At 72.1% G+C, this 22,212-nt stretch carries 21 protein-coding genes and 1 pseudogene; 5 read left to right on the forward strand and 17 right to left on the reverse strand.

Annotation, left to right across the window (positions count from 1 at the left end; genetic code table 11):
* Positions 1–397: 397 nt before the first annotated feature.
* Both J2S43_RS16925 and J2S43_RS16930 read right to left on the reverse strand, forming a co-directional pair.
* The gene (locus J2S43_RS16925) at positions 398–1,459 is read right to left on the reverse strand and encodes a HEAT repeat domain-containing protein (RefSeq protein ID WP_306830262.1); all 1,062 of its coding nucleotides are present in this window, start codon (positions 1,457–1,459) and stop codon (positions 398–400) included.
* A 298-nt stretch (positions 1,460–1,757) separates the two neighbouring features.
* A complete protein-coding gene (locus J2S43_RS16930; protein ID WP_306830264.1) occupies positions 1,758–2,972 on the reverse strand; it encodes an MFS transporter in 1,215 nt (404 codons plus the stop codon).
* Between the two features lie 39 nt (positions 2,973–3,011).
* Here J2S43_RS16930 and J2S43_RS16935 point away from each other — a divergent pair, with 39 nt between their 5' ends.
* Positions 3,012–3,578 carry a TetR/AcrR family transcriptional regulator gene (locus J2S43_RS16935; RefSeq protein ID WP_306830266.1) on the forward strand — a complete coding sequence of 189 codons (567 nt, stop codon included), beginning with the start codon at positions 3,012–3,014 and terminating at the stop codon, positions 3,576–3,578.
* Here the strand turns inward: J2S43_RS16935 and J2S43_RS16940 are convergent.
* The 9 genes and pseudogenes from J2S43_RS16940 to J2S43_RS16980 form a co-directional block, all read right to left on the reverse strand.
* The gene (locus J2S43_RS16940; protein WP_306830268.1) at positions 3,565–3,687 is read right to left on the reverse strand and encodes a hypothetical protein; all 123 of its coding nucleotides are present in this window, start codon (positions 3,685–3,687) and stop codon (positions 3,565–3,567) included. The two genes, J2S43_RS16935 and J2S43_RS16940, sit on opposite strands and share 14 nt — an antisense overlap.
* 173 nt (positions 3,688–3,860) lie before the next feature.
* Positions 3,861–4,316 carry a MarR family winged helix-turn-helix transcriptional regulator gene (locus tag J2S43_RS16945; RefSeq protein ID WP_306830270.1) on the reverse strand — a complete coding sequence of 152 codons (456 nt, stop codon included), beginning with the start codon at positions 4,314–4,316 and terminating at the stop codon, positions 3,861–3,863.
* A 2-nt stretch (positions 4,317–4,318) separates the two neighbouring features.
* Positions 4,319–5,872: an MDR family MFS transporter gene (locus J2S43_RS16950; protein WP_306830272.1), complete on the reverse strand. Its 1,554-nt coding sequence runs from the start codon at positions 5,870–5,872 to the stop codon at positions 4,319–4,321.
* Between the two features lie 114 nt (positions 5,873–5,986).
* A pseudogene (locus J2S43_RS16955) lies at positions 5,987–6,895 on the reverse strand (NAD(P)H-dependent oxidoreductase).
* A gap of 378 nt (positions 6,896–7,273) precedes the next feature.
* Positions 7,274–7,750, reverse strand: a complete 477-nt coding sequence (locus J2S43_RS16960) for a MarR family winged helix-turn-helix transcriptional regulator (protein WP_306830275.1) — start codon at positions 7,748–7,750, stop codon at positions 7,274–7,276.
* A gap of 8 nt (positions 7,751–7,758) precedes the next feature.
* Positions 7,759–8,997: an FAD-dependent oxidoreductase gene (locus tag J2S43_RS16965; protein ID WP_306830277.1), complete on the reverse strand. Its 1,239-nt coding sequence runs from the start codon at positions 8,995–8,997 to the stop codon at positions 7,759–7,761.
* Positions 8,998–9,339: 342 nt separating this feature from the next.
* On the reverse strand, positions 9,340–9,822 hold the full coding sequence (locus J2S43_RS16970) for an SRPBCC family protein (RefSeq protein WP_306830279.1): 483 nt from the start codon (positions 9,820–9,822) through the stop codon (positions 9,340–9,342).
* Between the two features lie 73 nt (positions 9,823–9,895).
* A complete protein-coding gene (locus J2S43_RS16975) occupies positions 9,896–10,246 on the reverse strand; it encodes a metalloregulator ArsR/SmtB family transcription factor (RefSeq protein ID WP_306830280.1) in 351 nt (116 codons plus the stop codon).
* Positions 10,192–11,247, reverse strand: coding sequence for a DedA family protein (locus tag J2S43_RS16980; RefSeq protein ID WP_306830282.1), 1,056 nt, complete (start codon positions 11,245–11,247; stop codon positions 10,192–10,194). Before J2S43_RS16980 ends, J2S43_RS16975 begins: the two co-directional genes overlap by 55 nt.
* Positions 11,248–11,512: 265 nt before the next feature.
* On the opposite strand from J2S43_RS16980, the gene J2S43_RS16985 reads away from it, so the two are divergent.
* Positions 11,513–11,872: a hypothetical protein gene (locus J2S43_RS16985; RefSeq protein ID WP_306830284.1), complete on the forward strand. Its 360-nt coding sequence runs from the start codon at positions 11,513–11,515 to the stop codon at positions 11,870–11,872.
* A gap of 152 nt (positions 11,873–12,024) precedes the next feature.
* Here the strand turns inward: J2S43_RS16985 and J2S43_RS16990 are convergent, their stop codons facing one another.
* From J2S43_RS16990 to J2S43_RS17000, 3 genes are all read right to left on the reverse strand, one after another.
* The gene (locus J2S43_RS16990; protein WP_306830286.1) at positions 12,025–12,495 is read right to left on the reverse strand and encodes an ester cyclase; all 471 of its coding nucleotides are present in this window, start codon (positions 12,493–12,495) and stop codon (positions 12,025–12,027) included.
* Between the two features lie 320 nt (positions 12,496–12,815).
* Positions 12,816–13,607, reverse strand: a complete 792-nt coding sequence (locus J2S43_RS16995) for an SDR family NAD(P)-dependent oxidoreductase (RefSeq protein ID WP_306830288.1) — start codon at positions 13,605–13,607, stop codon at positions 12,816–12,818.
* Positions 13,608–13,734: 127 nt separating this feature from the next.
* Positions 13,735–14,151 (reverse strand): hypothetical protein, encoded by a 417-nt coding sequence (locus J2S43_RS17000; protein ID WP_306830289.1) that lies wholly within the window; start codon positions 14,149–14,151, stop codon positions 13,735–13,737.
* Between J2S43_RS17000 and J2S43_RS17005 the strand changes: the two genes are divergently transcribed.
* Positions 14,057–18,502: a WD40 repeat domain-containing protein gene (locus tag J2S43_RS17005; protein ID WP_306830291.1), complete on the forward strand. Its 4,446-nt coding sequence runs from the start codon at positions 14,057–14,059 to the stop codon at positions 18,500–18,502. The genes J2S43_RS17000 and J2S43_RS17005 overlap by 95 nt on opposite strands.
* On the opposite strand, the gene J2S43_RS17010 is transcribed toward J2S43_RS17005, so the two are convergent.
* Together J2S43_RS17010 and J2S43_RS17015 are read right to left on the reverse strand one after the other, a co-directional pair.
* The gene (locus tag J2S43_RS17010) at positions 18,484–18,876 is read right to left on the reverse strand and encodes an effector-associated constant component EACC1 (RefSeq protein ID WP_306830294.1); all 393 of its coding nucleotides are present in this window, start codon (positions 18,874–18,876) and stop codon (positions 18,484–18,486) included. The genes J2S43_RS17005 and J2S43_RS17010 overlap by 19 nt on opposite strands.
* A gap of 113 nt (positions 18,877–18,989) precedes the next feature.
* On the reverse strand, positions 18,990–19,814 hold the full coding sequence (locus J2S43_RS17015; RefSeq protein WP_306830296.1) for a hypothetical protein: 825 nt from the start codon (positions 19,812–19,814) through the stop codon (positions 18,990–18,992).
* 2 nt (positions 19,815–19,816) lie between these two features.
* Between J2S43_RS17015 and J2S43_RS17020 the strand changes: the two genes are divergently transcribed.
* A complete protein-coding gene (locus J2S43_RS17020; RefSeq protein WP_306830298.1) occupies positions 19,817–20,173 on the forward strand; it encodes a cupin domain-containing protein in 357 nt (118 codons plus the stop codon).
* 245 nt (positions 20,174–20,418) lie between these two features.
* Here the strand turns inward: J2S43_RS17020 and J2S43_RS17025 are convergent, their stop codons facing one another.
* A complete protein-coding gene (locus J2S43_RS17025; protein ID WP_306830300.1) occupies positions 20,419–21,351 on the reverse strand; it encodes a catalase in 933 nt (310 codons plus the stop codon).
* Between the two features lie 167 nt (positions 21,352–21,518).
* Here J2S43_RS17025 and J2S43_RS17030 point away from each other — a divergent pair, with 167 nt between their 5' ends.
* The gene (locus tag J2S43_RS17030; RefSeq protein WP_306839317.1) at positions 21,519–22,025 is read left to right on the forward strand and encodes a YbaK/EbsC family protein; all 507 of its coding nucleotides are present in this window, start codon (positions 21,519–21,521) and stop codon (positions 22,023–22,025) included.
* The last annotated feature ends 187 nt before the right edge of the window (positions 22,026–22,212 follow it).

Genomic DNA, 22,212 nt, shown 5'->3' on the forward strand with positions numbered 1-22,212 from the left:
ACCTGGCGGCACCCGTTCCGCGCGGCATCGCGACGGCAGCGGCGTGGGCCGCAACCGGGAGCAACCCGGCGACACCCGTTCCGCGCGGCACCGCGACGGCAGCGGGGTGGGCCGCAAGCGCGTGGAAGCGGCTGATGCGACGTGCGGGGGCCGGCGTGGCGCGTTCCTGCGCCGTGGCTCGCGTCGCGGGGCAGCGCGGCAGGGCTCGAGGGCGATTCAGCACCGGGCCGGGGAACCGGACCGCGCCGGCCCTTCCGTGATTCGTCAGCTACGTGAGTGTCATCGAGGCGGTGAGATGTGGTTCGGCCGTGTCAGCCGTCGTCTCCGAGCACGTTCCGGGCTGGTCGACGCCACCCGCCGAGCGCTCACCGCCCGCTTCGAGGCAGTCGCCGGACGCCTACTCGTGCGGGGCGGCCGTGCTGAGGCCGGCGACGGCGAGCGCCTCACGTGCGTGAGCGCCGGCGACGCCCGCCGATTCCATGCTGAGCGTCTGCAGGTAGGTAAGTCCGGCGGGGCCACATCGCCGCAGCGCATGGGCACTCTCGTGTGCGATGCGGTACTCCACGTCCGCGACGTGTTCGGCGAGTTTCTCGGTCGCGATCGGAGATCCGATGTTGCCGAGGGCCTTCGCCGCAGCGGCACGGATCGGTGATGCGGCGTCGGAGTCGAGAACCTCCAGCAGTGGCACCACCCCGTCTCGGGCACCGAGACTGCCCAGAGTACGTGCCGCTGCCAGACGCACCTCCGGTGACTGATCGACGCGCAGCACGCCGGCGACGAGCATGATCAGTGATCTGGACGGGGCCTTCAGCAGCCCGAGCGCATCCAGCGTGGTGAGCCGCACCAGCAACACGGGATGACCGAGTGCGGCGCGCAGCGCGCCCTCGGTTCCGCTACCGCACTGAGCCAACGCCATCGCCACCATCTGCGCCGACAACGGATGTGCGCGGGCCAGACTGGCCAGTAGCCGCCACGCGGCACGCGGGTCGCCGATGCGGCCCAGTGCCCGGACCGCGACGAGACGCACCTCGGGGTTGCTGTCGTCAAGCAGGCGACACAGATGTGGCACCGCCTCGGACGCCTGCAGATTGCCGAGCAGCTCGGCGGCGCGCGCCCGGCGCACCGCGCTGCGCCTGGTGAGCTCGCGTAGCGCACGGTCCACCACACCACGACGCCGGAAGACCTGCACCAGCCCGGCATGGGCCTCGCCCCGCACCTTCGCCAGCATCGCCACGGCGGCCGGCTCGGCCGCCGCCCAGAGGTCCTGCGGTAGACCGGCCAGCACGTCGATCTGGTCGGCCGGAGCGCCGTCAGCCACGAACGCGAGCAGTTCACGTCGCGGCCCGGCCGCGAGCCGTGCCCCGCGCCGAGCCCGGCGCAACCGGATCAACCGCACCAGAACGACCGCCGCGGCCACGGCAAGCAGGAACAACCACAGGCCGATGATGATCCGCGTCACCAGCTCAACCATGTGCGTCCCGAGGACCGGGGACGCGGACGAGCCCCTCGCACACCGGCCGCAGCGGTGATGCCGCTGGCTGTTCCGCAGGATCGCGATCCGGCTCGCCGGCGGCACTCCAGTGGATGTGGCTCATGCTGTGTACCGTTTCGGCCCGTACGGTTCGCTCGCCTCACACCGTAGCAGCGGGGCCGTGCCTCCTCGGCGTTTCCGCGGGCGACCGCGTGCCGGGCGGATGTTCGTGCTTCCCCGGCCCCGGGCCGCCACTCATCCGATGCGCGAGCGTCCCGAGTGCCGGTCAGCTCGCCGCTGCGGCAACCGGCTCGGCGGGGTGGTCGCGGTGGGCCCGGCGGCGGGGTGCGAGGACGCCGGCGAGCAGGACGACGAGGATGCCGGCGATCGGGACGATCAGGAGGCCGGCCCGCAGCGTGGTGGCGTCGGCGACGGCGCCGACGACCGGTGGGGAGAGCAGGAAACCGAGGCGCATCAGCCAGGAGACGACGGTGAGGCCGGTGCCGGGGGCGAGGCCGGGCAGTTCGTCTGCCTCGTGCATGGCGGCGGGGACCAGCGTGGCGACGCCGAAGCCGGCGGCGGCGAAGCCGAGGATGGTGCCGGGGACCGTCGGGACGGCGAGGGCGAGGCCCATGCCGGCGGCGACGATCAGGCCGCCGGCGCGGGCGACGGTGCGCTGGCCGAAGCGGTCGACGAGGCGGTCGCCGAGCATGCGGCCGATGAACTGGGCGCCGACCAGCGCGATGTAGCCCCAGGCGGCGATCTCGGCGGCGGCGTGCAGTGAGCCGGAGAGGTAGACGGCGGCCCACGAGTTGCCGGCGTCCTCGACGATGGTGCCGCCGATCGCGATCAGCACGAGCGCGCCGACGATCAGCCAGATGCGTGGGCCGGGCCTCGTCCCGTACCCCGGCGTCGTCTTGGTCCGGGTCTCGGTCTCGGTGTCCGGGCCGGGGAGGCGGAAGCGCCAGGCGATCAGCGCGACCAGGGTGAACAGCGTGCCGGAGATGCCGAGGTGGACGCCGCGGGAGAGGCCGAGCGCGATCGCGCCCGCGGCCATGGCGCCGCCGGTGACCGCGCCGATCGACCAGATGGCGTGCAGGGAGTTGATGATCGAGCGGCCGTAGCGGCGCTGGACGCGCAGGCCGTGCGCGTTCTGGGCGACGTCGGTGATGGCGTCCATGGCGCCGGCGAGGAAGAGGACGCCGGCGAAGACCGCGACCGCGGGGGCGAGGCCGGCGGCGAGGACTCCGGCGGCGGTGAGCAGCGTGCCGGCGGCGGCGACGGTGGCGGAGCCGAAGCGGCGGACGAGGAGTCCGGCGGCGAGGCCGGCGACGATCGCGCCGGTCGGGAACGCGGCGACGGAGAGGCCGTAGAGCGCGTTGCCGAGGCCGAGTTCGGCCTTGATCTCCGGGTAGCGCGGGATGAGGTTCGCGAAGAGTGCCCCGTTGGTGAAGAACAGGGCGGCGACGGCTATCCGTGCGCGGCGGTCTACGGCATTCATGCGTACGATCGTACACAACGGCAAGGTACGATCGTACGCATGGCGGAGGATGTGCGAAAGACCACGACCACCCGGCGGTACGACCCGGATCGCCGGGACCGGATCATCGACGCCTGCCTCGACGTCATCGCGGAATCGGGCGTGGCCGGGGCGTCACACCGCAAGGTCGCGGCCGCGGCCGGGGTGCCGCTGGGCTCGATGACCTACCACTTCACCGGCATGGACGAATTGCTACACGCGGCGTTCGACCGTTTCACCAGCGGCTTCAGCGAGGTCTTCGAGCGCCGGATGGCGACCGCGACCGACATCGACTCGGCGCGGGCCGCGGTGGCCAGCCTGATCACCCTGGACCTGTTCGCCAGCCGCCGCGAGCTGGTGCTCACGCACGAGCTCTACACCCTCGCGGCGCGCGAGCCGGCGTACCGGACGCTGACGAACCGGTGGATGCGGCGCAGCCGGGCGGCGCTGGAACGACACTTCGATCCGGTCACCGCCCGGCTGGTGGACGCGCTCATCGAGGGTTTGACGATTCACCGCGCGCTGGACACCGAACCGGCGGACGCGAGCGACGTGGCCGACGCGATCGCACGGATCACTCGGCGCTGAGGCTCCCGACCACGCGAGCCGGACTGCCGGCCGCGACCACGCTCGGCGGCAGACCACGGGTCACCACCGCGCCCGCGAGCGTGCGCTCCCCATGGAACTGATCGGCCATGCGTACGATCGTACGCATGGCCTGGTCACCAGGGCACGAACTATCCCGATCGAGCTCCACCAACGCCTCTGCCACGGCGTTCGTCTCGTTCCCGAAGAGGAGGACACCCCGCGGCCGCACGTCCATTCCGTCATTCTCCATCGAGTCCGCCGGGGCGAACGGGAGCAGCGCGGCTACTCCCCCGGCGTACGGCCGAGGGTGTGGTTGTAGTGGGTCAGTGCGGCGACGAAGTCGGCGAGTCGGGTGTCGGACCAGTCGGTGAGGCGGTCGCCACGGTGGCGGCGGACGGATTCGGTGGCGGTGGTCATCCGCTCGACGGCCGCCGCGGTGGCGGAGATGAGCGTGGCGCGGCGGTCGGTGGGGTCGGGGACGCGGGTGATCAGGCCGAGGTCGTCGAGGTGGGTGAGTAGGCGGCTGACCGCGCCCTTGTCCAGGGCGAACTCGTCGACGATCGCGCTGGGCCGGGCCGGGCCGTGCTCACCGATCCAGATCAGGACGAGGTACGCGTTGGGCTGCAGGCCCGGGTGGACCACCCGGGCCTGGGCGTCGAAGACGCACTTGAGCCGGCGGGACAGCACGCCCAGCTCGCCCTCGAGGCGGCGCAGCGCGTCGGCCCGGCCCGGCTCCACGGTCAGCTCGCCACCTTGGCGCCGGCCGGGACCTCGTCGATCGTGTGGACGGCCGTACGCAGCGGGATCTCCTTGATGAACACCACGCAGAGCAGGCCGAGCGCGGCGAACGGCGCGGAGACCAGGAACAGTTCCGCGATCGAGGCGCCGAACGCGTGCTCGAAGACCGCGCGGACCGGCGCCGGGAGCGCGGTCAGGTCGGGGATGCCGGAGCCCTGCGCGCCGGTGGCGGGGATGCCGAGCGCGGTCAGGCCGTCGGTGACCTTGTCCGCGACCTGCGGGGTGAGCAGCGCGCCGAGTGCGGAGACGCCGATGGTGCCGCCGAGGGAGCGGAAGAACGCGACGACGGAGCTGGCGGCGCCGAGGTCGGCGGGGGCGGCGACGTTCTGCACGGGCAGGACGAGGTTCTGCATGGCGGCGCCGAGGCCGGTGCCGAGCACGGCCATGTAGACGCCGACCAGGATGAGGTTGGTGCGCTCGTCGATCGTGCCGAGCAGTACGCAGCCGGCCAGGACCAGCGCCATGCTGACGATCAGCCAGGTCTTCCACCGGCCGGTGGCGCTGATCGCGCGTCCGCTGACGATGCTGGAGACGAGCAGGCCGCCGACCATCGCGATCGACATCAGGCCGGCCTCGGTCGGTGACATGCCGCGGGCGAGCTGGAAGTACTGGCTGAGGTAGACGGTGGAGGCGAACATGGAGACGCCGACGAACACGGACGCGAGCGTGGCGAGCGTGATCGTGCGGTCCTTGAAGAGCCGCAGCGGTACGACGGGTTCGCGCGCGATCCGGGCCTCGACGAAGACCGCGGCGGCGAGCAGCAGCAGGCCGCCGCCGAGCAGGAGCGCGCTGGTGAGCGACGCCCAGGCGTAGGTGTCGCCGGCGAGGGAGACCCAGATGAGCAGCAGCGACACGCCCGCCATGATCAGGGTCGCGCCGAGGTAGTCGATGTGCACCTCGCGCTTGACCACCGGCAGGTGGAGGGTCTTCTGGAGCAGGACGAACGCGACGATACCGAACGGCAGGCCGATGAAGAAGCAGCCGCGCCAGCCGAGCGGGCTGTCCGCGACCACGCCGCCGATCAGCGGGCCGGTGACCGTGGCCGCGGCGAAGACCGCGCCCATGTAACCGGAGTAGCGGCCGAGGTCGCGCGGGCTGACCATGCTGGCGATGACGATCTGGACCAGCGCGGTGAGGCCGCCGACGCCGAGGCCCTGCAGCACGCGCGCGCCGATCAGCGTCTCCATGTTCGGCGCGAGCGCGGCGACCAGGGAACCGGCCAGGTAGATCAGGAGGGCGAGCTGGACCAGCAGTTTCTTGCTGAACAGGTCGGCGAGCTTGCCCCAGACCGGCGTGGTGGCGGTCATCGCGAGCAGCGTGGCCACGACCACCCACGTATATCCGGTCTGGCTGCCCTCGAGGTCGGTGACGATCCGCGGCAGCGCGTTCGTCACCACCGTGCTGGAGATCATCGCGACGAACATCGCCAGCAGCAGGCCGGACAGGGCCTCGAGTATCTGGCGGTGCGTCATGGGGGCGGGCGGCGCGTCGGACACGGGAACTCGTTTCATCGTGCAACAGTTGAGGTTTGTCAACCATAGGGAGATGGTCGACAGACGTCAAAAGAGATTCCGGTGGTACGTTCCGGCCGGTGACCGATTCGCCGCTGCTCACCGCCGCCCACGTCGGAGACATGATCGCGCCGGGCGTCCCGGTCGGCGTCCCCCGCGGGACGGGCGACTGCCGGCCGTCGGATCGACCGAACAGTGCCGCAGGGTCTTGTTGAAGGAACGTGTCGTGCCCGGAGCGGTGTCGCGTCGGACCGAGTCGTTGCGGGAGGCCTCGAAGGACTGCATCAGGTAGGCGATCAGCCGCCGCCGGAAGCGTACCGGTGGCTCGGTGTGGATGGTCTTCAGGCGTTGCCGCAGGCGGTCGGTCTCGCGGTCGGCGGCGGTGGCGTCCAGTGCGTCGGCGTCGTGGATGACGTGGAGGTCCAGTGGCTCGATGCCCACGTACCAGAGGATGCCGTGGGTGAGGGGGAACAGCAGGGAGTCCAGGTCACCGCTGATGCCGCGTGGGCCGAGTGAGCCGGCGTCGTCGCCCGCGGTCACCACGATCAGGGCGCGGCGTCCGGCGAGGCCGCCGTTGCCGTAGCGCCGTGGCACGCCCAGGTCGGTGTCCGTGTCGCCGTAGGCGAAGCCGCTGGTCAGGACCCGGTCGAACCAGCCTTTCAGGATCGCGGGCGGGCCGTATCACCACAGTGGGAACTGCACCACGACCAGCTCGGCTGCGGCGATCTTGGTCTGTTCCTCGCGTATGTCGGCGGGCAGTTGCCCGGTGGCGTACGCCTCGCCGGCGAGTTCGCTGATGTTTCCGGGCTTCGTGGCGAGGTCTCCGAGGTCGCGTTCGCCGAGCACCGGGTCGAAGCGCTGCGCGTTCAGGTCGGACGTCACCACGTCGTACCGGGTGGAGAGCGTGGTGATGCCCTCGTGGAAGAGGTGGTCGTTGAGGGATCCGCGGCGCGGGTGGGCGTAGATCCAGTGGGCGGTGCCCGGCTTCGGCGGGTGCGCGATCGTCATGAGGTCACCTCGGTGGTGTCGAGAGCGATGGCGGTGAGGACGCGGGTGAGGACGGCTCGGGCTCGGGCGGCGCCGATCCGGCCGGCGAGCACGGTGCGGGACAGTGCGTCGGCGGCGCCGATGAACGCGTGAGTCCCGCCGCGTCGAGCGGGCCGCAGAGGGGTTCCAGCGCTGTGCGGCACAGGGCGACGTAGGCGTCCTCCGCCTCCTGGCGGACCCGGCTGAGGGTGGATGAGCCCGCGAGCGCGGCGATGACGTCGGCCATCTCCTGGCCTTCCGCGATGCAGCAGTCGATGTACGCGCTCGCGACCCCGCGGGCAGGTCGCGGTCGGCCTTCTCGAGGGCGGCGGCGAGCGTTTCGTGCTGGCGGGCGTGGAGTTACCGATGGTAGGTAGTGGGGGGCCGGAGGTCGTCCAGCTCGGCGAGGTACATCGCCCGCATGCGGTCGTAGTGCCGGACCAGCAGCGTGACCTCCTCGTCGCTGTAGCCCTCGACGAGCCGCTCCGCCCGCGCGGCGAACCGTTCGTACGGTCGCTCCAGCTCCTCGCTCCGCTCCGGCCGCAACGTGACGATCACCCGCCGCCGGTCGGCCGGATCGCGGTCGGCCGTCACCCAGCCGGCCTGCTGGAGGCGGCGGAGCATGCTGGTCACCGCGCCGGTGGTGAGGTTGGTCCGCGCGGCGATCTGACCGGCGGTGGCGGATCCGGCGTCCGCGAGGAAGTCCAGGCACTCCAGGTCGCTGACGGTGAGGCCGAGCTGTTCCGCGATGGCGGACCGGAACACCGTGGACAGCCGCGAGGTCTCCCGTCCGGCGCGCATCAGGCCGGCGACCGCGGACGTGCGCTCGAGGGGCATGCCGCCAATCATGCCTCCGGGACGGTGACCGGGTGCAGCCGCGGTAGCAGGCGGGTCAGCACCCAGTGGGGTGCGGGCGCGCTCCCGGTGAGGCGGCGCATCAGCCCGGCCGCGCGGTCGACCGCGCCGAACGCGTAGCGCACCATCTCGTCCTGGTAGCCGGCGATCGCCTCCTCCACCGGCGCGCCGGTCGCCCGGGCGTCGGCCAGGCGCTGGCCGAGCAGGGCGGCGTCGCGGAGCGCGGTGTTGCCGCCGTGCGCGCCGAACGGGGGCATGACGTGCACGGCGTCGCCCATCATCGTCGCCCGCGGCACCGCCCACCGGCCCGGGCGGCGGCCGGCGGCGAAGAGGTTGAGCACGGTGGCGTCCAGTTCGGCGGTGTCGACCAGCCGCCGGATGAGCGGGTGGAAGTCCGCGCTCCCGAGGGCGGCCAGGTCGCGCAGTGCCAGCAGGTCGCCGCGAGCGCTGACGGGCACCTCCTCCTGCCGCAGCAGCAGGCCCCACATGACGTAGTCGCCGCCGGTGGGCGCGTAGCTGCCCGGGGCCAGGCGGGCGAACGCCTCCCGCGGGCTCTCGCCGAACCGCATGGAGGTGAAGAAGAAGGCGCGGCCCGGCCGGTCGGCGAGGGCCAGGACCCCGCTGGTGCGCAGCGCGTCCGGGATGACGTCACCGTGCAGGGGCGACCGGCCGTAGACGCCGGCCATCGGGGTGTTCGCCGGTTCCGCGTCCGGCATGATCTGCGCACGCAGCGCCGAGCCGACGCCGTCCGCGCCGACGACGACGGTCGCGGTCGCGGTCCCGCCGTCGGCGAACCGCAGTCGCAGCCCGGCCGGGCCGCCGTCCTCGACCGCGACCGCGGCCTTGCCGTAGTGGATGCGCGCATCCAGGCCGGACAGCAGGATCGATCGCAGGGTGAGCCGGTCGACCTGGCGGGTGGCGTGCGGTTCGTCCTTGAAGGTGATGGTGAACGCGTCCCGCAGTCGGCGGTCGGTGAAACGCAGGTGCCCGCCGGGTTCGTCGCCGGTGGTCAGTGCGAGTCGGTACAGCGGGCGGGGCAGGCTCTCGCGCAGTGCGGCGAGGCCGTGCCGGTCGAGGATGATCCGGTAGCCCTGCCGGCGGACGAAGGGTCCGGGGTCGCGCTCGTAGACGTGCACGTCGATGCCGGCGCGCGTGAGGTACTGGGCGAGGCAGAGGCCGGACAGTCCGGCGCCGGATATCGCCACCGAGAAGTCAGTCGATATAGCCATACGTTTATCTTAATGACTAAGATAACTGTGGCAAGGCCGCGGACAGCCGTTTTCGGCCCGTCCGTACCCGCGGGGTATTTCTGGAACGTGCGGTCGACCGCCTGCACGCCCGCGACCTGAGCCCGGCCGGGCCTTTACGATGCCGGGCGACGGATCGCCGAATCCACAGACCCATTCGCGGGTACGGACGGCAGCGCGTGGCCGAGCGGATCGGGCTGCGCTTCGAGCGGCACACGGTGTACGGCGCCGGGCAGCGAGTACGCGTCTACGGCCGCGGAATCGGGTGAGACGTGCGGCCGGGCCGCCCTGCTCCGTCCGCCGCCGGGTGGAGTGCCCGGTCGATCAGGGCCGCTGTGACTCGAAGTGCTCCCTCATCGCCGGGTAGTAGTCGTCGAACACCGGTGCCGGGCCGCCGTCGCGCGACGCGACCAGCGCATCGAGGTAGAACTCCCAGCCCGCGCCGACCTCCCCCACGCTCTCGGTGCCGGTCAGATGCTGGGTGAACCGCAGCTCCGTCACCCCGGCCCGCTCGCTGAGCACCATCTCCAGGTGCCAGCTGCCGCTGTCGTCCACCGACGACACCGCCAGCCGTGTCGGCGGCTCACACGCCTCGATCGTCATCGTCGTCCAGGGCCCGCCCTCCTCCTGCACCATCCGCACCTCGATCCGCCGCCCCGACCCGGCTTCACCGCGCCAGGGACCGAACCATCGCGCCGTACGGTCGGACTCGGTCAGACTTGCCCACACGTCATCCACCGGCGCCTTGAACGTGCGGGTGAGCACCAGGTCGTCGCCGAACAGCCGGCCGGTCGGAATCGGGCTCATGCCGTCTCCTCCGTTGCGCTCCCCCGACGACGTTCGCCGGGCCCTGCGCTGTCAGATTCGCTCGCAAGCTCGCTCATGCGGTCTTCCCCTCCTCGGACGGGCGCCGCCGGTCGCGGCGCGCGCGGTGCACCTCGGTCTCCAGCGCGTCGAGCCGGTGCTCCCAGCCACGCGGCGCTGTCAACCGCCCCAGCCACTCGCTCAGCCCTTCCAGCGGCGCGGTGACCAGTGTGTAGACGCGGCGGCGACCGTCGGCGGCATCGCGCACCAGCCCCGCCTCGCGCAGCACCCGCAGGTGCCGGCTCACCGCGGGCCGGCTGATCTCGAACCGCTCCGCGACCTGCCCGGCCGACAGCGACTCGTCCCGGAGCATCAGCAGGATCTCCCGCCGCACCGGATCGGCGATCGCGGCCGCCACCTCGTCCACCCGGAAAGCGTAACCAATCGGTTACGCTTTCCGGCCTCCGACGCGCCCGCTGCCGGCCTCGACCGCGGCACCTGAGCCCACAACATGCCGCGCCGGGCGACGCGGGTGCGCTGCGGGGTCGTACCCGCGCGGGGGTGTGCCTTGTTCGCAGTTCCGTGTTCTCGGTCGTGCGGTGGCAGCGACGGCGATGCGCGGAGCCGGGCCGGCAGCCGGACGTTTTCGGACGCGCCGGTCAGGCGCCGAGCGTCTTGCCGTTCGTTCGCGGCCGTGGCACGCCAGATGCCGTTCACCGATCGGGCTCGCCCGTCCACCAGGGTCGACTGACGGATCGGCGCTCCACCGGTCCTGACCACGACCGGCGCTTCGCTTCCGGCCCGTGGGCCGGGACGGGTGGCACGGCGGGTGAGCAGGCGTCGGGCCAGGGGCACGGCGCCGCCGGCCAGGCAGGACACGGCCAGGCAGAGGAGCAGGCCGAACAGCGGGTTCTGGATGAAGGCGGCGCCGCCGAGCACGCCGAGGCCGCCGTGGTACGCCGCCCAGGCGAGAGCCGCGATCGCCGAGGCCGGGGTGAAGCGGGACAGTGGCAGCCTCGTGGTGCCGCAGGCGATGTTCGTCGTCACCCGGCCGCCGGGCACGAAACGGGAGATCACGATGACCCGGCCGGCCCGGCGCTCGAGCTGCCGTCCGCCGGCGTCGACCGCGGCGCTGACCCGCGGGAACCGGCCGAGCAGCCGGGGGCCGAACGTGCTGCGGCTCAGCGCGTAGACGAGGTGGTCGCCGAGCATCACGCCGGCCGCGGACGCCAGGACGACCAGCAGCAGCAACGGGGTGCCGGTGCGGGAGAAGAGGCCGGCCGTGATCAGCACGGCCTCGGACGGGATGATCGGCACGATGCCGTCCAGGGCGCCGAGCGCGATCAGCACCGGGTACAGCAGTGGTCCGGTCATCACCGGGCTGATCAGGCCGATCAGGTCCGTCTGCCACAGGCCCTCGATGGTCACAGCCGCCGCCCCTCGTCGTCTCTTCCGTCGTCGACGCTATGGGGCGTGGCGAGGAAGATCGATGGAGCAGGCACCCGGGCCGGGGGTAGGGACAACCCCCGGACCCGGGACTGTGCCGCGTCAGCGCGGGTCGGCGACCACGAACGGGCCGTGGCCGCGCGGATTCGACGGCGGCTCGGGCGTACACCCGTTGCTTGATCGTCTTGATGGGGTTGGTGCCGCCTTCGGCGGGGCCGGATCGGCCTGCTTGATCGATACTTGCGGCGTGGCGACGCATATCCAGTGGTTCTGGCCGGATGACGGTCTCTGGTGCTACGACGAACTCGACGATGCGCGATGGTCGACACGACACGTCGAGGTGCGCGCTCACGATGGGACGTTCCGCGCCGCCGCGTCACTCACGGAGGTTCTCGAAGCACGGAATTCGGGCGACCCACGGGCGGTCCAGGTCTATGAGCATCGGTACGGCGTCGTTCCCGAAGCACCCTTCCCCATGTCCACGGCCGGCAGCGAGCCGTCTATCGAGCGGATCTCGGCGGAGAGGTTCGAGTGGCTGTGGCAACAGGCCCGCCGACGTCTTCCTCCCGAACAGGCCGAAGGTGGGCGGCGCCGTCAACCACGCTGATCCCTGATGCACCAGTTTCCGTCGCCGTGGAGGATCCCTCGCGTCTCGCGGGTGTGTGGCCCGAGTCCTTTCGTCCGCGGCAGGCGGAGGCGATCGAGTCGGGCTCACCTGACACGTGATCGAATTCCGTTCGGGGTGTGGGGCGGTGGAGCTTACGCCCCGGTGGCGACTGCTGTGGCGGCCTCGATCGCCGACTTGAAGTCGGGGGTGGCGCCGACCTGGGCGAGCAGCACATTCGCCGCGTTGTAGCAGTTGAACCGTTCGATCTTTCCCTCACGGAGGTACCAGAGGTCAGCCGTCGGCACGTCGATACGGTTACCGGTCGGCGGGATTTCGCCGGCCGGGGTCGGGAACCCGCCGAGGTGCGTTCCCTGAATGCGCAGTTCGACGGCGACGACATCACCGATGGCGTGCACTTCGAGCAGTTCACGGTGGATGTCGGGGAAAACGCTGGCGAGACCCGTCAGCGCCTGAGGAATCTGGTCGCCGCGGAGGGTTAGGGAATTCGGCATGTCGTTGAACGTTCCCTCCTCGGTGAACAAGGAGCGGAAGCCATGTCCGTCGAGGACGTTCCCTTCCGCCAGCCGGTATGCCTCACGTACAACCGCTTCGTTGCTCTTCATCTGTGCTCTTCCTTGATCCTTGGTGTCGCCACGGGGAATAGGTTGCTGCCGCCCCGGCAGGAGTCGGGTGGCGACGCCACCGACGTGGTCTCACCGATGTGCGCCCGGACGACGCTAGCAGGTTTTTGTCCATATGGTCAATAACGTACGCTTGCTCACGCGGCTCGTCCCCCGCACGTTCCTCGAGAGCGATGTCGCGAGGCCGGTCCTTCACGTTTGGTGAAGCACAGCGGGTACGGCCGTGCCGGGCTGTCCGGTGTTCGGCGGGCTTCCACGTGAAGTGCGGCCGACGCGCACGCCGGCCGCACTTCGACACGAGATCACAGCAGCGTGGTCAGCACGCCTCCGTCGACCCGCACGGCGGCGCCGTTGATCGCGGATGCGGCGGGACTGGCGAGGAAGGTCACCGCGTTCGCGATCTCCCCGGGTTCGATGAAGCGCCCGAGCAGCGAGGTCTGGTTGGCGCCGATGATCGCCGCCTTCATCTGCTCCTCCGGCAGTGACTGTGCGGCGGCTATGGTCCTGACCGTGTCGGCGACGCCGTCGGAGTAGGTCGGGCCGCCGAGTACCGAGTTGACGGTCACCGCGGTCCCCTTCGTGAGCTTCGCCAGACCGTTGCCGACCGACAGCATCGCCGTCTTCGACGTGCCGTAGTGGATCATGTCGGCGGGGATGTTGACGCCCGACTCGCTGCTGACGAAGACGATGCGCCCCCAGCCGCGATCCAGCATCGCCGGCAGCAGCCGCCGGGCGAGCCGGACGCCGCCCAGCACGTTGACCTCGAAGTAGCGCCGCCAGTCCTCGTCGGAGATCTCCCCGAACTGCTTGAGCTCGAAGAGCCCGACATTGTTGATGAGGATGTCGACGTCGGGTATGCGGTCGCAGAGCCGGTCCACGTCCTCCGCGAGCGTGAAGTCCGCGGGCACGCCGGTCACGGATACGCCGGGCACCTCACGACGCAGCGCGTCGACCCGTTCGGCCAGCCTCACCGGATCGCGGCCGTTGAGCACCACGTCGACACCCTCGGCCGCCAGGGCCTTCGCGACGGCGTAGCCGATGCCCCGGCTCGATCCGCTGATGAACGCGGTCTTGCCGCTCAGTTGCAGGTCCACGTGACTCTTCTCCTCGTAACCCCGGCGTCGGTCCCTACAGGGTGCGGCGACCCGATAAGCGGCGGATGAGCACTGGATAAGCGCCCCGGTAGGACTCTGTCGTGGCGAGTCGTCACGTGGATCCGGGTCACCATCCGTCGTGACGGGCCCAGCTCGTCTCGATGACGGGCGCGCCGGTCGCCGTGTCGCCGTCGATGACGCGGTACTGCCGGTGCTGGGCGGCGGTGGCGCAGGCATGGTTGGGCAGGATGCGCACGCGGGTGCCGACCGGCAGATCCGGAAGGACACCGGTGCTGCCGGGGCGCAGGGCGAGTGTGCCGTGTTCCTGGCTCGCGCCGCTCATGATCAGGTCTCGGCCCCAAAAGATCGACTTCCTTCGGTACGCTCGGAGGCCGCGGCGGGGGGGGCGAGTGGTGGAGTCGACCGATCTTTCGAATGACGGTGTACGTGTGCTGGTCATCGGCACCGCCACGCACACCGGGCCGACGCTCACCTCCGTGCCGGCCGCCGCGCGCAGCGCCGAGGCGGTCGCGGCGGCGCTCATCGAGGCCGGGCGCGTTCCGCCGGAGCGGGTGACACTGCTGATCGACCCGGCGACCGGCCCGGTGCTGGCGGCCGCGATCGCGGAGGCGGTGACGTCGGCGACGACCGCGCTGGTCGTCTACTTCGTCGGGCACGGTCTGCTCGGGCCGCGCGACGAGCTCTACCTGGCCGCCGCCGGCACCGATCGGCTGCGGCCCGGGACGGCCGCGACCGACGCGCTGCCGTTCTCGGCGGTGCAGGACGCGGTGCGGCATTTCCGCGGGCCCGCGGTGATCGTGCTGGACTGCTGCTATTCGGGCCGGGCCAAGCTGCCCGGCGGGGTGCGGCTGGCCGCCGCGGGGTTCAGTCCCCCGGTCGCCGACGGTGCGTACCTGGTCGCCTCGGCGGAACGGCTGGCGCTGGCACCGGAGAAGGCGGAGCTGACCGCGTTCTCCGGCGCGTTCGTGGACCTGCTGCGGCGCGGCGACCCGCTCTCCCCGCGCCGGCTGACGCTCGATCGGATCTTCGCCCGGCTGGCCGAGCGGCTGCGGGCGGACGGTGCGCCGTCGCCGCGCCGGGAGGTCCGCGACGACGCCGGCACGCTGACCATCGCGCTCAACGCCGCCCACCCGGCCCCGGCCGTGGACGACGACGAGCCGACGCGGGACGACCGGCCGAGCCCGTACCCCGGATTGCGGTCTTTCGGTCCGGGTGACGCGGCGCTGTTCCGCGGCAGGGAACGGGCGGTGGCGTTGCTGTTGGAGCGGTGCGGCCTGGCGCTGACGGCCGGTGCGCCGCTGGTGGTGGTCGCGGCGTCCGGGACCGGGAAGACGTCGCTGCTGCTCGCGGGCCTGCTGCCGGCGCTGCACCGGGGTGCGGGCCGTGGGCCGCTGATCGGCGCCGCCGGGTGGCCGCACCTGGTGCTGACGCCCGGCGAGCACCCGGTGGACCTGCTCGTCACCCGTCTCCGCACCGCCGCGAACGAGCCGGAAGACTCCGCCGAGGGGGTACGGGCCGAGCCGGAGGCCGCGGTCCGGCTCGCCGCGCAGGCGCGGGCGGGTCTGGGCGCGGAGCGGATGGTGCTGGTCGTGGACCAGCTGGAGCAACTGTTCACGCTCTGCCACGACCCGGCGGAACGGGCCGCGTTCCTCACCGCGGTGACCGCGATCGCCGCCGCCGGGGACCTGGTCGTGGCCGCGCTGCGGGCCGACTTCTTCGCCGCGGCCGTCGAGCAGCCCACGCTGGCCGCGGCCCTCGCCGACCACCAGGTGCTGCTGCCGGCGATGACCACCGCGGAACTGCGCGAGGCGATCGAAGGGCCGGCCGCGGACACCGGCCTGCGGCTCGACGACGGGCTCGCCGAGACGATGCTGACCGAGATGGGGATGCTGGAGGCGGGCACGGGCGGGACCGCGCGGCTGCCACTGCTGTCGCACGCGCTGTGGGCGACCTGGCTGGGCCGCCGCGGTGACCGGCTGACGCTGGCCGGATACCGGGCACGCGGCGGCATCACGGTGGCGATCAAGAACAGTGCCGACGAGGCGTACGACGGGCTGGCCGCCGCTGAGCGGGAGGCGTTGCGCCGGATGCTGCCCCGGCTGGTCGTCATCGCCGACGACGGGCCCGACACCACCCGCCCGGCAACCCGGGAGGACCTGCTCGCGGGCCTGCCGGACCGGGCGGCGGCGGAACGGGCGCTGGAGGTGTTCACCGCCGCGCGGCTGGTCACCACGGACCGGGACACGGTGCGGCTGAGCCACGAGGCGCTGCTGACCGCGTGGCCACGGCTGCGCGGATGGCTGGACGGCGACCGGGACTGGCTGCGGGTCCGGCAGCGGCTCGGCGCCGACGCGCGGGCCTGGCGGGACTCCGGGCGCGACGTCGCACTGCTGTACCGGGGCAGCCGGCTGGCCGCGGTCCCGGACACCGGTGACGGGCGCGGGCTCGCCGGCCTGGAGGCGGAGTTCGTCGCGCTGTCGCACCGGCAGCAGCGGCGCGGGGCCCGGATCCGGACCACGCTGATCGCGGTGCTGTCTGCGCTGCTGGTGCTGGCCGTGGTCGCCGCGTCGGCCGCCGTGGTGTTCCAGCAGCGGGCGGTGGAACGGCAGCGATCGGCGGTGGCGCGCCTGCTGGCGGAGGAGTCCGGCCGGCTCGCCGAACGGACTCCCGGCCTGGCGGCGCAGCTGGCCATGGTCGCGTACCGGCTGGATCCGGAGATCGGGGCCGGGGCGGTCCTGGCCCGGCAGACGAACCCGGGACAGTTGCACGCGGACGGCCCGGTCTACGACCTGGCCGCGTCCACGGACGGGCGGGTGATGGCGTACACCGCCGGTGCGCGGCTCGTGCTGTGGGATCCGTTCGCGCGGGTACGGCTCGCGGAGCTGACCGGGCTCTTCGCGGTCCCGGTGGCGGTCAGCGGGGACGGGCGGCTGCTGGCGGCCGGGATCGGGAACGAGATCCCGCCCGGGACGGTGCGGCTCGACGACGTACCCCGGCCGCAGGTGCGGCTCTGGGATCTCACCGACCCGCGTCACCCGCGCCCGGGAGTGACCCTGCCGGCCGGGCCGACGGTCAGTGCGGTCGCGCTCAGCGGCGACGGAAAGCTGCTGGTCGCGGCCGGGACCGACGGCCTGGTCCGGCGCTGGGACCTGGGGGATCCGGCGAAGCCGCGGGAACTGCCGTCGCTCGGCCCGGCGGCCGGCCCGGTCGTGTCGGTCGCGATCTCGCCGGACGGGCGGCTGATCGCCGCGGCGTCGGCCGACGGCCCGGTCCGGCTGTGGGATTCGCGAGACCGCGGCGGCGCGACCGGGCCGGCCGTGATCCCGGCGCCGCCGTCGACGGACGGCATCGTCATGGTCGTCCGGCACCGGGTGGCCTTCGACACCACCGGCGCGCACCTGGTCACGGTGGCCGGACAGGAGGGCGCGCAGTTCCCGAGGATCTGGCGGCTGACCGACCCGGCCCGGCCGAAGGCGATCACCGACGGCTTCGAGCGGGCAGGTCCGCCGCCGTGCGGCACGATCATGTCGCTGACGCCGAGCCAGAACCTGAACTTCGTGCTGGCCGGGTGCGACGCCGCGCGGCTGGCCACCTGGCGGCACGACCCGGCGCAGACCGGCGACGCCCGCCTGCTTCTGGTCGGCCGGGACGACGATGACATCGCGCCCCAGGACGCGCTCGGCGCCGCGATCATCCTGCCTCGGGCGGCGACCGCCGGGCGTCCGGTGGTCGCCGCCCCCGGCGAGCGCGGTGTCGTCCACTGGGACCTGACCGACGCCTGGCAGCCCGGGGCGGCGACCACCCTGCCAGGCGCCGGTGTGCTCGTCGGCACGGCACGGTTCTCGCCCACGACACGGCTGCTGGCCGACGCGACGATCTCCGGCACCCGGCTCTGGCGGCTCGACGACCTCACCCGTCCTGTACTCGCCGGCGAGATCGGTCCGCTCGGCCGGGGTCCGGCGCCCGAGGACTACCTGCACACCGCGTTCCGGCCGGACGGATCACTGATCGCGGTGCCGCGCGCACGGAGCAGCCCGCCGCGGATCGACCTGATCCCGACCGCCGACCCGGGCGGCGCTCCCGCCGGCACGCTGAGCCTGTCGTCCGGAGTGGCCGGGGCGCAGTTCAGCCCGGACGGGCGGCTGCTTGCCGTGATCGACCGGGCCCTCGGCGACCGGCCACAGAATGCGCCGCAGCCCGCCGAACCGCGGCTGCGCATCTTCGACGTCTCCACGGCCAGCACACCCCGGGAGGTGCCGGCCCTGCCGGTGAATGCGGCCGGGCTGGCGTTCTCCCCGAACGGGCGACTGCTGGCCGTCTTCGGCGACGCCCGGGTTGAGCTGTGGGACATCACCACCCCGGACCGGCCCCTCGTTGTCTCCCGCCAGGCCCTGCAGCCGGGAGCGGCCCCGTCGTCCGCCGGAGTGTTCACACCGGACGGCCGCACCCTGGTGCTGGGTGACAGAAGCCCTTTCGTCCAGCTCATCCCGGTCGACGAACGCGGCGGGCTGGGCCCGCCCACCACCGTGCTGACCCGGTCGGGGCAGGGCAACGTCGGTCTCGCCGTCAGCCCGGACGGCCGGCTGCTGGCCGCGCCCGGCGCCGCCACCGACCCCGAGGTCGACCTGTGGTCGATCGCCGACCCGGGAAGCCCGCGCCGGATCTCGACGCTCGACGTGGGCATCAGCCCGATGCACATCGGCTTCAGCCACGACAGCCGCCTGCTGGCGGTCCGGACCGAGCAGGGAACGGACATCTGGTCGCTGGACCCGGAGCAGGTCGCCGGAAACCTGTGCGCCGGCATGGGCGAGCCGGTCAGCGCTGAGCAGTGGGCTCAGCACGTGCCGGACCTGCCCTATGACCCGCCCTGCTGACCACCGCCGGCCGGCAGTTCCAGCGACCGCGTGATCCGCTGCACCTCGGCGATCAGCTCGCCGGACTTGAGCGCATCGATCCGCTTCGCGTCGACCTCGATGACCGCGCCGTCCGGCGTCTCGATCCGCACGGTCACGTCGGAGTGCCGGTTACGCAGCCACGTGATCACCGCGGAGGCCAGCACCGCCGCGACCCCGCCGGGTGCGACCGCGATCGCGACCGCCTCCAGCCACGGCCCCAGCGTCCCCGGCAACGGCGCATGCTCGACCGGCGTCACCCGGCCGCGCAGCTCGGGCTCCTCCCCCAGCCAGCCCAGCAGGTCACGCAGCTCCTCGGATGGCTCGGACAGGCTGACCAGCGCGACAGAATCCACATCGGAGAGCGTACCCACGCCCGAGGCGCGGTGTCAGCCCACAACCTTCGCACTCGGCGACGCCGGTCGGCAGGCCGGTGACGACCTGAGCGTCTGATCCGCTGCCAAGCGGATCACGGAACACACGCGCCGCCGGGAGCGGCAGTGCCCGGGCCGGTGTTGCGGTGCGGCAGGGCGAGCAACTGGATGATCACCACCAGTGTCGGCAGGACGACCGAACCGAGCGTGACCGTGACGTAGGCCGCCGGTCTCACATCCGACCAGTATCCCGGCGTGACCGCGGTGGCCAGGCCGAAGGCGAGAGCGGACGCCAACGCGTAACCGATCGCGACGTAGGCCGACACGCCCACGGCGGCCCGGCTCCACCGGCACAGCCGCCCCGCCAGCAGGGCGTGGACGGCGAGAAGGGCCACGCCGATCACCAGGCCCACGGACAGCAGCGCGCCGAGCCATCCGCTGCTCCCGGAACCTCTGATGTCCTGCAGATAGTCACGCGCCGTGACGTTGAGCTGGGCGATCTCGATCAGCACGAGTGCGTACACGATCACCCGGGTGACCTGGAACGGCACCGTATCGTGCAGGCCGCGTTCGTAGAGCAGCCACGCGATGCCGACGAACAGGCTCACCGCGCCGTATCCGAGCAGGCCCGCACCGAGCATCGTCTCGGTCCAGGCACGCGGGCACGTGTGGTCGCCCGCGACGACGGCGAACAGGAAACTGTCCAGCGCGAACGTGAAGAAGCCGGCGAGGAACATGGTCAGCGCCTCGGTCGGGCGGCTGGCCGAGCTCGGCCGCTCCACGATCACGATGATGGCCGCGAACACCAGGCCGGCAACGACGCCGCCGAGCTGGGAATGCGACGCGGCCGAGCCGACCGGACTCCAGTCCAGGGCGTCACAGGTCACCATCGCACCGTCAGCACCGCTCAACGTAGACATGCATGAAAGCCTATGGCCGCGGCGCCCGCAGCGACGTCCCCCGATCACGGCCGCGACGAACAGCTTGGTGCTCCCGGCGCACCTCGGCGGGGCGGGCACGCTCCGTGTCACCGGCGCCTTCTCGATCACCGACCGGGCGCTGCCGCCGGTCGCCTGAAACGGGTGGGACACAATCCGCCATGTTCCAGAGCCTTCCGGAGATCGTCAGCCTCCCCGCCCACCCGGACCGCTACCCCGGCCTGCAAACATCGATCGATCTGGTACGCGCCGAGATCGCCGGCGACGCGTACGGGACGGATCTGGTCCTGCCCGCCCTGCTGGACGTGCTCTTCGTCCACCTGGTCCGCCTCCGCCACTGAAGCCCTGTCCGAAATATCACCACAAAGGCGGCGACGGCGACTCTTGAAAGCGATCACGTGTCGCAAATCGTTGTTGAAAGCGCCGGGTAACAACGATTTGCGACACGTGATCAACTCCCGGCCCGGCCATACCGAGCCTTGGATGTCGAAGTGAGCGGCGCTCCGCAGCGGCGAACCTCTAGCGTGAGATTTCGGGTGCGCGGCGCCCGGACGGCCACCGCCGCTCGAACCTCGACTCCGAATGGTCAGTAGCCTTCGGGGCGTTCCTCGTGGGTACGGCGGGTGAAGGACTCGCCGTACACCTGGGATCGGAAGTGCAGGATCGGGTCGTCGGACAGCTCGATGCCGGGGACGACGCCGGTGGGGTCGAAGACGGTCGCGTCGAGCGCGGCCTGGTCCTCGACCGTGGCGTCGAGGCGCAGGGTGCCGGCCTGGACCGTCTGGCGGGAGTCCGGCCACTGGGCGGTCACGTCGTCGGTGGGATCGCCGGGCTCGGCCAGGGTGAACACCAGCGACCAGGACGCCGTACCCCGTTGCAGGATCTCGTCGATCAGGTAGTGCGGCGGGCGTGGCTCGTCGGTGAGCGTCTCCTCGCCCGCGTCGGGGAGCCAGTGGTAGCGGAACGCGCGCCGTGTCCCGTCCGGGGCGACCAGGAAGTACGCGTGGAGGCCGTTGTAGCGGGTGGTCGCGAAGCTGGCCCGGACGGGAATGGTCGCGATCGCCCTGAGCCCGGGCAGGATGTGCCGGTGGGTGGCGGCGTGCGCGAGGATCCACGGGCTCGGCTTGCCGGTCGCCGGGTTCTGCAGCTTCGTGACCTGGACGAATTCCTTCGGGGTACGGGCAGGGAACGCGGGGATGCTGGCCGCGGCCCACGTCGCGTGGCCGCCGGCCGGCAGGTCGAACCGGATGCCCAGTCCGAGCGTCGTGCCCCGGCCGTCCGGCTTACGATCCGGCGCGTGGGGGTTGCCCGGCGCGGTGGACAGCCGGACCAGCGCGGTGACCGGCGGCCCGGCCAGGTGCTCCGCCGTGGTCAGCTTCGCGATGTCCGGCGCCGGGGTGAACGTGGCGTGGAAGAGGACGCCACGCGGATGCGCCCGCCGGTATCCGGGGACGGTCGCGGTGTGCTTCTCCATGGCCTCGATGGCGCGGATGACGGTCGCGCGCTCGGCTTCCGGCACGGCATTCTCCTCGGTACGGCAGCGGGTGCGGGGCGACCACCGGATGTGTGCACATCTGTCGATTGTGGGCAGATCTGCGGATCATGCGACGGCCGCGCGGCACAGCGTAGACGCCACCGATCCGCAGCGCCGGACAGGCATAATGAGCGGGACGCCGACTGGGGGAGATCTTCTTGCACGAGAGAGTGCGCCGGGTGCGGGCCGCGCTGGACGAGCACGGTGCCGCCACGGAGATCGTCGAACTGCCCTCTCCGGCGCCGACCGCGGCGGCAGCGGCGGAGCAGCTCGGGTGTCCCGTCGGGGCGATCGCCAACAGCCTGGTCTTCGCCGTCGACGGTGCGCCGCTCCTGGTGCTGACCAGCGGCGCGCACCGCGTGGACACCAGGCTTCTCGCCCCGTTCCTGGGCGTCAGCCGGAACAGGATCCGGCGTGCCGCGCCCGAGTTCGTTCTCGCGGCGACCGGCCAGGAGGTCGGCGGGGTGGCGCCGGTCGGGCATCCCCTGCCCATCCGCGCGCTGGTCGACGTCACGCTGAGCGACTACGAACACGTCTGGGCCGGTGCCGGAATGCATCACTCCGTTTTCCGCACCTCGTTCACCGAACTGCTCACGCTGACCGGCGGCGAACCGGCCGTGGTCTCCAGCGAGCAAACGCCATCGAAACAGGTCCTCTGACACACGCCGGCCGGCGGTTCTTCAGCGTCACGAGGCCGTGCCGACCAGCCGGCTCGCCCGGCTGCACGACGACCTGCGCGTCATGCAGGACGGGATCACCGACTATCGCGAGATGATCGCCGCCGGCCGCGACCGCGGCGCCGCCGTCACTGGTACGGGATGGGCGATCCGACCACCGTGCCGCAGC

The sequence above is a fragment of the Catenuloplanes nepalensis genome (genome assembly GCF_030811575.1).
Lineage (GTDB): Bacteria > Actinomycetota > Actinomycetes > Mycobacteriales > Micromonosporaceae > Catenuloplanes > Catenuloplanes nepalensis.

What these genes read in the sequence shown, in the direction of transcription:
- J2S43_RS16930 (WP_306830264.1), bottom strand. Translation starts at nt 2,972, where the DNA reads ATGAATGCCGTAGACCGCCGCGCACGGATAGCCGTCGCCGCCCTGTTC.
- J2S43_RS16935 (WP_306830266.1), top strand. Translation starts at nt 3,012, where the DNA reads ATGGCGGAGGATGTGCGAAAGACCACGACCACCCGGCGGTACGACCCG.
- J2S43_RS16940 (WP_306830268.1), bottom strand. Translation starts at nt 3,687, where the DNA reads ATGGCCGATCAGTTCCATGGGGAGCGCACGCTCGCGGGCGCGGTGGTG.
- J2S43_RS16960 (WP_306830275.1), bottom strand. Translation starts at nt 7,750, where the DNA reads ATGCCCCTCGAGCGCACGTCCGCGGTCGCCGGCCTGATGCGCGCCGGA.
- J2S43_RS16965 (WP_306830277.1), bottom strand. Translation starts at nt 8,997, where the DNA reads ATGGCTATATCGACTGACTTCTCGGTGGCGATATCCGGCGCCGGACTG.
- J2S43_RS16970 (WP_306830279.1), bottom strand. Translation starts at nt 9,822, where the DNA reads ATGAGCCCGATTCCGACCGGCCGGCTGTTCGGCGACGACCTGGTGCTC.
- J2S43_RS16990 (WP_306830286.1), bottom strand. Translation starts at nt 12,495, where the DNA reads ATGAAGAGCAACGAAGCGGTTGTACGTGAGGCATACCGGCTGGCGGAA.
- J2S43_RS17000 (WP_306830289.1), bottom strand. Translation starts at nt 14,151, where the DNA reads ATGAGCGCCGCCGCGACCGCCTCGGCGCTGCGCGCGGCGGCCGGCACG.
- J2S43_RS17015 (WP_306830296.1), bottom strand. Translation starts at nt 19,814, where the DNA reads ATGTCTACGTTGAGCGGTGCTGACGGTGCGATGGTGACCTGTGACGCC.
- J2S43_RS17020 (WP_306830298.1), top strand. Translation starts at nt 19,817, where the DNA reads ATGAAAGCCTATGGCCGCGGCGCCCGCAGCGACGTCCCCCGATCACGG.